This is a genomic window from Mesorhizobium sp. M1A.F.Ca.ET.072.01.1.1, from assembly GCF_004023325.1.
Taxonomy (GTDB): Bacteria; Pseudomonadota; Alphaproteobacteria; order Rhizobiales; family Rhizobiaceae; genus Mesorhizobium.
In genome coordinates this window covers 1-416 of record NZ_RZSF01000765.1, presented here as the reverse complement: position 1 = coordinate 416, position 416 = coordinate 1, and the positions used below count along the sequence as shown (strand labels likewise).

Genomic DNA, 416 nt, shown 5'->3' with positions numbered 1-416 from the left:
ATCGAGATCCTTAGACGAGATACCAGGCATGTCGCCGAGCACGATGATGGCGCCGGCCGCGTCGGGCGCGACCCGCGCGATGCCCGCCTTAAGCGACGAGGCCAACCCGTCGGCGAAGTCCGGATTGTGGGCAAGCGTGATGTCGAGACCTGAGAGCGCCGAGCGCACCCGCTCGCGCTGATGGCCGGTGACGACGATGGCGTTGGCCGCCTTCGATCCCAGCGCCCGCTCGGCGGTGCGCCGCACCAGCGGCTTGCCGTCGAACAGCGCCAGCAGTTTGTTCGGCCCGCCCATGCGGCTGGAGCGCCCGGCGGCGAGAAGCACGATGTCGACCCTCGGCTCCGCTTTTGCCGACCGCGACGGCAGCGGCTCGCGCGGCTGCGGCCTGGACGGGATTTCCATCGACAGGCCTCCGA

The 416-nt window shown here is 70.2% G+C and carries 1 protein-coding gene; it reads right to left on the bottom strand.

Going from position 1 to position 416, the window contains the following annotated elements; translation table 11 throughout:
* Positions 1-416: nucleotidyltransferase family protein (locus EOA32_RS37925; protein ID WP_145971541.1), on the bottom strand; the 416-nt coding region annotated here is incomplete at both ends.